Annotated in this window: 8 protein-coding genes and 1 pseudogene; 2 read left to right on the top strand and 7 right to left on the bottom strand. The window is 34.6% G+C overall.

Features of this window, described 5'->3' with window-relative positions:
- Together SSCH_RS18805 and SSCH_RS18070 are read left to right on the top strand one after the other, a co-directional pair.
- Positions 1–256: pseudogene (locus SSCH_RS18805) on the top strand (IS4 family transposase); the annotation flags it as partial.
- A gap of 62 nt (positions 257–318) precedes the next feature.
- Positions 319–471, top strand: coding sequence for a hypothetical protein (locus tag SSCH_RS18070; RefSeq protein ID WP_156972079.1), 153 nt, complete (start codon positions 319–321; stop codon positions 469–471).
- 215 nt (positions 472–686) lie between these two features.
- Here SSCH_RS18070 and SSCH_RS03575 read toward each other — a convergent pair whose 3' ends face one another.
- The 7 genes from SSCH_RS03575 to SSCH_RS03550 form a co-directional block, all read right to left on the bottom strand.
- Positions 687–1,835 carry an alpha-2,8-polysialyltransferase family protein gene (locus tag SSCH_RS03575; RefSeq protein ID WP_156972078.1) on the bottom strand — a complete coding sequence of 383 codons (1,149 nt, stop codon included), beginning with the start codon at positions 1,833–1,835 and terminating at the stop codon, positions 687–689.
- Between the two features lie 174 nt (positions 1,836–2,009).
- Positions 2,010–2,810 (bottom strand): glycosyltransferase family 2 protein, encoded by an 801-nt coding sequence (locus tag SSCH_RS16185; protein WP_232294199.1) that lies wholly within the window; start codon positions 2,808–2,810, stop codon positions 2,010–2,012.
- Between the two features lie 587 nt (positions 2,811–3,397).
- Entirely contained in the window at positions 3,398–4,486 is a 1,089-nt protein-coding gene (locus SSCH_RS03565; protein ID WP_052835260.1) for a glycosyltransferase, read from the bottom strand.
- Positions 4,480–5,850, bottom strand: a complete 1,371-nt coding sequence (locus SSCH_RS16180) for a Coenzyme F420 hydrogenase/dehydrogenase, beta subunit C-terminal domain (RefSeq protein WP_084710904.1) — start codon at positions 5,848–5,850, stop codon at positions 4,480–4,482. The genes SSCH_RS03565 and SSCH_RS16180 overlap by 7 nt, the downstream gene beginning before the upstream one ends.
- Complete coding sequence (locus SSCH_RS20750) at positions 5,840–6,361, bottom strand: polysaccharide pyruvyl transferase family protein (RefSeq protein ID WP_044664275.1); 522 nt, start codon at positions 6,359–6,361, stop codon at positions 5,840–5,842. Before SSCH_RS20750 ends, SSCH_RS16180 begins: the two co-directional genes overlap by 11 nt.
- A gap of 5 nt (positions 6,362–6,366) precedes the next feature.
- Positions 6,367–7,116: a polysaccharide pyruvyl transferase family protein gene (locus SSCH_RS20745; protein WP_044664274.1), complete on the bottom strand. Its 750-nt coding sequence runs from the start codon at positions 7,114–7,116 to the stop codon at positions 6,367–6,369.
- 78 nt (positions 7,117–7,194) lie between these two features.
- Positions 7,195–8,193, bottom strand: a complete 999-nt coding sequence (locus SSCH_RS03550) for an NAD-dependent epimerase/dehydratase family protein (protein WP_044664273.1) — start codon at positions 8,191–8,193, stop codon at positions 7,195–7,197.
- Positions 8,194–8,197 lie beyond the last annotated feature (4 nt).

Genomic DNA, 8,197 nt, shown 5'->3' with positions numbered 1-8,197 from the left:
CATCATGCTTTCCCTTGAAAGCCGAAACGGTGAAGACCCGAGAACCATCGGCCAATTGTTCTACATCTGTTGTGATGAGCTCAAGGACATTAGCCTGGCAGACGCGCTCCAGAAACTCCTCACTCTGTTAGAGCAGTTCCTAGGCGAGCGGCTGCAACTGGCTGAGCAGGAGATCCGCAGGTTGATTGACTACTTAATCGGCAATTTACCCTCGTTTTTCAAGGAACGACTGGCTATTTGTTGCTGCGAAAGTTGAGTAATAAAACTATAAGAGTCATTATTGGCAATATAATATATAAAGCTAATGGTTGATCAATTTTGAAAAAAGTTAATACGAGATTTATTAACATTCCATTTAACATGAAAAAAGCTATTCCCAAGCCAATAGCAATAATTATTATATTTTTATTATCTTTTGAAGTTAATTGTGGGAAAAATGATAATATTAAAAACCCAGGTAAAATAGAGTAACAAATAAAAGTAAGTACAGGCCTTATTAACCTAATATCATATATGATAGACATATTAGCAGCTAAGATTAATGTTAATAATTAAAAAAGCTAATTTTTTTTATTATTCAAAAAATACTCCCACCTGTTCACATCAATTTAATATCTTTTATAAAATCCTTAGTTAATAAATTAAATTCCTCAAAATAAACATCCAAAAAATTATCATGAGGTACTTCAAAAAAAATATTTAACTGCGGTAAATGCAGGTATATTAAATATTACCTTAGCAGTAAGCAATGCAGTACTCATAAAACCAACAATTACTGATGGTTTTATAAGTACTATTTCTTTTTCTATAGGTTTATTTTTATTTAATATTTTTATATTACCATTGTTATTTTTATTAATTAATTTTTGATATTTATTAGGATCTTCCCTCGGGTGAGGTTTTATTATGACTTTAAATCCATTTTTAATTAATAACTGTACAATTTTTTTGACTATATTATTATACTCATCAATCACATCTACATAGTTATATTCAGAATACGGATTCGTAACAAATAACGCAACTGGTCCCTGTAATGGATATTGGTTAGCGTTTGCTAATAATAGTTTATTATAGTTATCCCTGACTGTAGCATTAACTCTTAAATTGTTTTTTACATTATTAAATAAAAATCTATTTTCAACAGATATACACTTATAAATAATAAATGAATTAAATACTCTAAATATCCCGTTTTTTAATTGTATAATTATATTTCCGAATATATCATAATTACTTTTATCATCTTTTTGAACTCTTTTCCAAATAGAGCTTGATAAATAGGTACCTATCCCTTCGTCAATTAAAATATAATTTAATTGACAACTATTAACAAGAAATGTTTCTGTAAATAATCGAAGAGATAGCAATTTAGGAGTCATGGGGGATAATAGATAAAAAGTATTCGTTTTATTTTTAATTTTATTTATGATAAGCTTAATTGTTAATCTTATCAATTCATGTGGGCGCGTTTGTATAGGATTAACCATAGCAATTTTAATTTTAGGGCTCCTTGAACATATAAAATCATTAGAGTCTATAAGAAAGCCGTCCTTTGGATGAGGTGAAATAAAAATAATTCCTCCAGATTGCTTCAGTTCTTCATTACTATTTATTTCAGCGTCTATACCTAAAGCATGCCAATGGGAGGTAGATGAAGCAATAAATTTTATTTCTCTATCAACGAAAACTGAATTAATAAATTTCTTTGTTTCTTCAAATGTATTGAGTACGATATGCATGTTTTCTCCTCTCAACCAACACCTTTCGGCTCTTTTATTTATTGTGGTTAAATATTTTACATATATCCCAATATAATCGCGTTGTACTTTCACATAAGTTTAATCCTAAATATGTACTAACTATGCCCAAACAAGCAAGCATTTTATATGATACAGGATTCTTAAGAGATAGTACTTTTTTTAAATGCTTCTCTTGAACTAGTGTTATCACCTAATTCAAGCAACTCTTTACCATTGATAATATAGTTCCCCCCAAATGATCCGATTTTAATACTTTCCTTCATCTGTTTTTCTATTTTGTCCAAGGATATTCCTAATTGCATTATTTTTTTTTTTATTTAACTTAACAAACTTATTAACATATTTAAATCTATTAAAATTATTATTATCTTTTCTGAGATTATGTGTAATAGAGTTTTTATGTCTTCTAAAATATCCTAATAGCGTTGGTATATATTTAAACTTGCCCATGAGAGATAATTCAAGTTCTGTTGGTAAATCTACACATGGTAAATAATCAGCATATTTGAAACCTCCAATTTTAATAAGCGCTGATTTCCGAATCATAATTGTCACTGCAACAGGAACAATACCATCTACTAATCCGTATAATGAGGTCCCAACAGGTTCGTTATTTAAAATGTTATTTATCTGTCGTACATATCCTGGTTTAAAATTTAGTACTCCATTTTTGAGATAAACAAGTTCATAATTACCATGTGATAATACTATTTCGGGATCATCAAATACTGATATTTGTTTTTCAAGTTTATCAGGTGGCCAAATATCGTCTCCTTCTAAAATTGCTATTAAATCTCCTTTAGATAAAGAAAGTGCTTTATTATAGGTTTCTCCTAATCTATATGGGCCTATGTTTTTTTGGTAAATATACTTAATTCTAGCATCCCGGTATTTTGAGATAATTTTTTGAGTATTATCTGTACTACCATCATCAATAATGATCATTTCCCAGTTAGTAAATGTCTGTTCTAACACACTTTCTATACATTGACCAATATATTTTTCGTGATTATACGTTGGTGTTATAACAGAAACAGTTGACAGCACCACTCAATCAACTCCGATTTCCTTATCTGAATTTTTATAAGCATTTTATTCCTTTTAATCACTCAGCTAATTATAATAAACTATAGATACAGTTACTATTAACCTGTTCAAAACAGGCAATAATCTGATTCAAACTAAATTTTTCTTATACTATTATTTTTCTTGGCCAAGCCTTTCCCTTAAATCTCAGTTTTTCAAAAGAACCAAAATAGCATCCTTCAGTTCACTTTATCAAAGTTGACAACGCAACTAACATTCTTTATAAGTCAGTAATACCAGTTAATGACATGCTGAGCGCCGGTTCCATGATCAATGGATCTGTTTTGAGTTGACAACCGCATTCGACAAAAGACGGGTGGTAACCGGTACCTTTGCGAGGAGAGTGGTTTTTCTCCCCGAGCTTGCCATATTCATATTTTAACGAGGCTTTGCGCAAAATTATAGGGGTGTTATCTTGACTACCATCGTCTTATCTTTTGTTCATTGATCGATTTAATAAGTTCCTTCAAGTTTGTTTCTTCATTTTTCGCAGGAGTAATTAATATATACGATTCTTCCATTTTTAATCCATCCTACTGAACAGGGTATTATATACTAGAATGAGCTTCATTTTTATAAACCTCTTCAAAACAAGCAATAATCTGATTCAAATCAAACTGTTTTTTAACTAGTTCTTTACCTTCTAGACCAAGCCTTACTCTTAAATCTCGGTCTTTCAAAATGGCCAAAATAGCATCCCTCAGTTCATTTTTATCAAACTGGACAACGAAACCAACATTTTTTACAAAGTCAGATATTCCACATCTATCTGTAACTATTACTGGAGTACCACATGCATATGCCTCTAGGATTGTATTCCCAAAAACCTCATATCGAGATGGTAATACATATATATCAGCATCAACATAAGCAGTTATTTTATCTTGAGCATAAAGGGGACCAGTGAATAATACTTTGTCATGAATTCTTAAAGTATCAATTTGATTCTTAATAATTGATAGGTACCCATCATCAGGCCCAGCAATAACCAACTTCACATCTGTAAATTCTTTCATAATTAACGAGAAAGCATCAATTAACAAATCAATACCTTTTATTTCATGTATCCTTCCTAGAAACAAAACTATTTTTTCTTTATTATGTATGCCGAACCTTCTTCTAAAATGGCCTTTCTGAGGGAGACATTGATATTCACTAAAATCAATACCATTTGGAATTAACTCAATATTAGTTTCGGGAACGCCCAAATTTATATATTGATCAACCTCCATCTTTGTTAAGGCTATGACTTTTTTTGCATCTCTCAATAATCTATTACCAAATAAGAAATCGAAACTCTTTTTTATTAAACTTTTTTGATTATGATATGGTAAAGAACCACGTGCCTGTAGGATATAAGGAACATTATATTTTTCAGCATAATAATGAACAAATATATTTTGAAAGTTTCGATATCCGTGAAGGTGAATAACATCATAGTCTCTTAAATTCCTGCGCAAAGCTGAAATAACACCTGGATTCAAAACAAACCTGTGCCAAGCCAACCTATTGCTAAGGTTTTTAAAATAATGAACATTAATACCATCATAATGTGCTATGTCATCTTCAATCCTTTGAAACTCATCAAGTGTATCACTGGTATAAACTGTTACCTCATGCCCTTTTTTAACTAACAAGTTCTTTCGACAGATAGTATGCTGATTTTACCGTCCCCCCATAACGCCACCGCCGGATAAAAAGCCGGAATCATTTGAAGTATCTTCATTATTTCTGTCTCCTTACTACTGAAAAGAGCATCCTCTCCAAACATGCTAACGAATAAGATCATCTTTCTCAAATATGATGTATTAGATATACCAGAATTAAAATGAATAAACAAACTACGCAAATAACTAACAAAATTCGGTTTAAGAAGCCTTGTATTATAAACCGGAATCTCCCTCTTAAACATTCTCCTGAAAATAAAACGTGCGTTAACATCTCTTTTTTTGGTTATCATCATATCTGACGCCTGCTTAACCTTTTCAGGAGATATTTCTTTAAAGTCAATGTAACTGTTACATGCGTCCTGACAGATACGCTCACCCGATTTTGATCTCGATATAATGAGTGTTTTCCCCATAGTTTCATTGGCGGTAACTTTCGGTATCCAGGGATCTCCACAAGAAATATCAGCCAGTTCAGAAGTTAGATCACAGCATAACAAACAGCGCGGCACTGCATTAAACCATAAGTTATGCTGCATCATTGCTTCAGAAAATGAAATTGTAACAGTATCGCCGTTCTTTAAAACCGCCGCGAATCTGCCAGGCCACCCATGGCCTCTGAATTCAATATTTTCTATATCCTGCTCTCTAATATCTAATCTCTCTACCAAACTTTTGACTTGCCAGAGAGTGTCGGTATGGGAACATATTAACCCAATAAAGAAGACAATTTTCTTCTGCAGTTTTTTATTTCTAGATTGAGCTTTCCGTATTCCGTGAATATGACATGGAAGGCCGACAACTGCAAATCTTTCGTCATCTTTAGAATTCAAAATATCATTCAACACAACATTAACCGGTACAGGGCAGTATTTTGACTTTGAGGCTTCAACCAGTTCCTCTTTTGTTCTAGCAATAAAGGGTTCCGGCTCTAAAACTCTTTCCTTACTCATCCTTGTTACAACTGCACCATTAATTATTCCTTGTTCTAAAGCAAAGGCTAATAGTGCAGTTACTACCCCGCCTGATGAAGCATTGAATCTTATATTATCGTTAACGGCATGCCCGATATAACAGTTCTCATAATTTCCAAGCCGGATATCACTTGGGCTTTTACCAAACAAATCTTTGTTTAATTCATCAAAATTAACAGCGTGGCCAGGGCAAACTTTATAGCAAAGACCACATTCTTTGCATTTATTTACATCAATAACGGGAATATATATGCCCTTGTTATGGTCTACAACCATTTCTATAGCACTTTGCGGACATATTCCCGCACACGTTCCGCAGCCACAACAAAGCCCGCTGTCTAAAACGCTGTCAATTTTCATAATCGCCTGTATGCCCTTTATCTATCATTTCTTTTATTAGTTCACCATTTAGTAAAGTTTGCTTGCGAGCAAATTTATATCTTTCTTTGAGCCCGTCGCTAATATAGCTTTTATTTTTTAATATTTCGTTGATTTTACCTTTCAATTTCGTAAGATAGGCATTGTATTCAAAATTATTGTCAATATCTATCAGGTACTCCTCTTGCCCCATCATATCGCCGATAATACCGTGAAATTTATTTCGGCTATAGGCCACAATCCCAATAGTGGGAATACCCAGTGATGTTGATGCAACAAGGGCATGAAACCTGGAACAAATGAACAGATCACAGGATCCTATAACACCTTTAGTTTCCTCAGCGGATAATTCAAAAGGAAGTATTCTTGCTTTTTCCTTGTTGTTAATTTCCTTATATACTGCTTCAGCTATGCCCCTATCCTGGTAAGTGTGTGCTATATAAATAATCGTTGCGCCTTTGTTGCTTATTAAGTATTCACTTATATCAGCCATAAATCTTATATATTCCCCTCTGGCAGAGAAGGATCCATCATCGCCGTAGGACCAATTCCCACAAGTGGCCTGTCTGCTAAAGAGACTTCTATTTCATCTAAAATTGCAGGTATCTCAGACATATCCGGAGGCTCCAACAGAAATGCCAAATCAGCAGTAAGCACTATTTGCGGTTTATCAATCCCAATATAAGATAAATAGTCCTGGCTGTAATGCTCTCGTAAAGTTATTAGGTCAACCTTATTTAGAACCCGCTTTGCTACATTTCTTAAAAAGTTATTCTCATAGGGGCCAACAGTTGCCGAACAAACAATTATCGGTTTATCTGTAATATTAGCTGATGAAATGTTTAGTAAGGTTAATAAATTTCCTACCAAACTTGTTAAGCTCACCTTATCAGTAAACTTATCGGGTTCTATTAAATTTAAATCCACAATGGCATCATACTGCTGCAGCTGAAATTTTAAAGATGCATTTCGGAACTTTAAAAAGAAGCAGCGGATTAAGGAACTTATCGCAGTCATAATTGAGCTGTTGGATTCTCTGTACCAGGGATGTTCTATTATTTCCAAAGAATTATACTTAGCTATTAACTGCTTGCTCAGGCTTTGCTCATCCTGCTTAAAATATCGATGTAAGATAGTAATCTCACAACCTGGAATGGTTTGTTCCAAACAGCTTATCAAGCCTTCTAATCGTCCCATACTGCCCTTATTTTCAAAATGTGTGGTGTTTAATATCGCTATTTTGTACACACTACATCCCCACTTAGTATTTTTTCAGGCCTTTACGGAGCCAGTCCGATTCCTGCACAACAAGTATCTTCATCTTCTTTAGAACTCCGCACTTCTTTCAATATTCGCCCGGTTCTCCAGGAACCACTTATATACACTCTTCAACCCTTCTTTGAATTCCATCTGAGGATCATATTTAAGAATTCTCTTAGCCTTATCAATACAAGAAAGAAGCCTATTCTTCTTATCCCAATCTCTTCTCTCTTTGAAGACGATACCTGCCTTATTATCTGAGATTTCATTGATCCATTGAGCAAGATCTTTGATCATAATTTCCCTGCCTGCTCCCAGGTTGATCGATTCTCCAACCGCTTCCTTATAATAAGCCATAGCCAGCAGCCCATTTACTATATCTCCTACATAGGTAAAATCCCTGGTCTCCTCACCGGATCCAGTGATCGGCAGGGGCTGTCCGTGCATCGCCCAGTAGAAGAAGTTGGGGATCACATTTCTGTACTGGCCTGGCACTTCCCCGGGGCCATAGCTGTTGAAAAATCTGGCATTGACGATTGGCAAGCCATAAAGGTTATGAAAATAGTTTGTATAAAGTTCTCCCAGCATCTTTGTCACCTGGTAAGGGGTATACAGCTGCATTGAGGTATCATGCTCCTGAAAAGGCATAGTGGAGTCTGGGCCATAGATGCCACACCCGGAGGATGAGTAGATGAACCTTTCCACCTGTACCAGATGGGCATACTGCAGTACTTTAAGAATTCCCATACCATTGACCATCAGATCTGTTTCCGGGTTGTCCACTGAGTTTTGGTTGGCAAAGTGAGCTGCCAGGTGGTAGACAATATCCGGCTTTTCTTTAAATGCCCACTTTAATTTCTCATCATCCAGAATATCTCCCTTGATAAAGAGGACTTTGGGGCTACGCGGGATATTCCACTCATATGAAGAGGATAGGTTGTCCAGGATGATAATCTTTTTGGTTTCTAGTTCGTCAAGCCTTTTGACCAGATTGCTACCTACCGCGCCGGCACCGCCGGTTACCAGCACCGTTTTACCTTGAAAAGCGTCACAAATATTTTCCACCGTG

The organism is Syntrophaceticus schinkii (genome assembly GCF_000946815.1).
Taxonomy (GTDB): Bacteria; Bacillota; DSM-12270; order Thermacetogeniales; family Thermacetogeniaceae; genus Syntrophaceticus; species Syntrophaceticus schinkii.
Note: the sequence above shows the minus strand (reverse complement) of the source record. Positions and strands in the feature narration are given on the sequence as shown.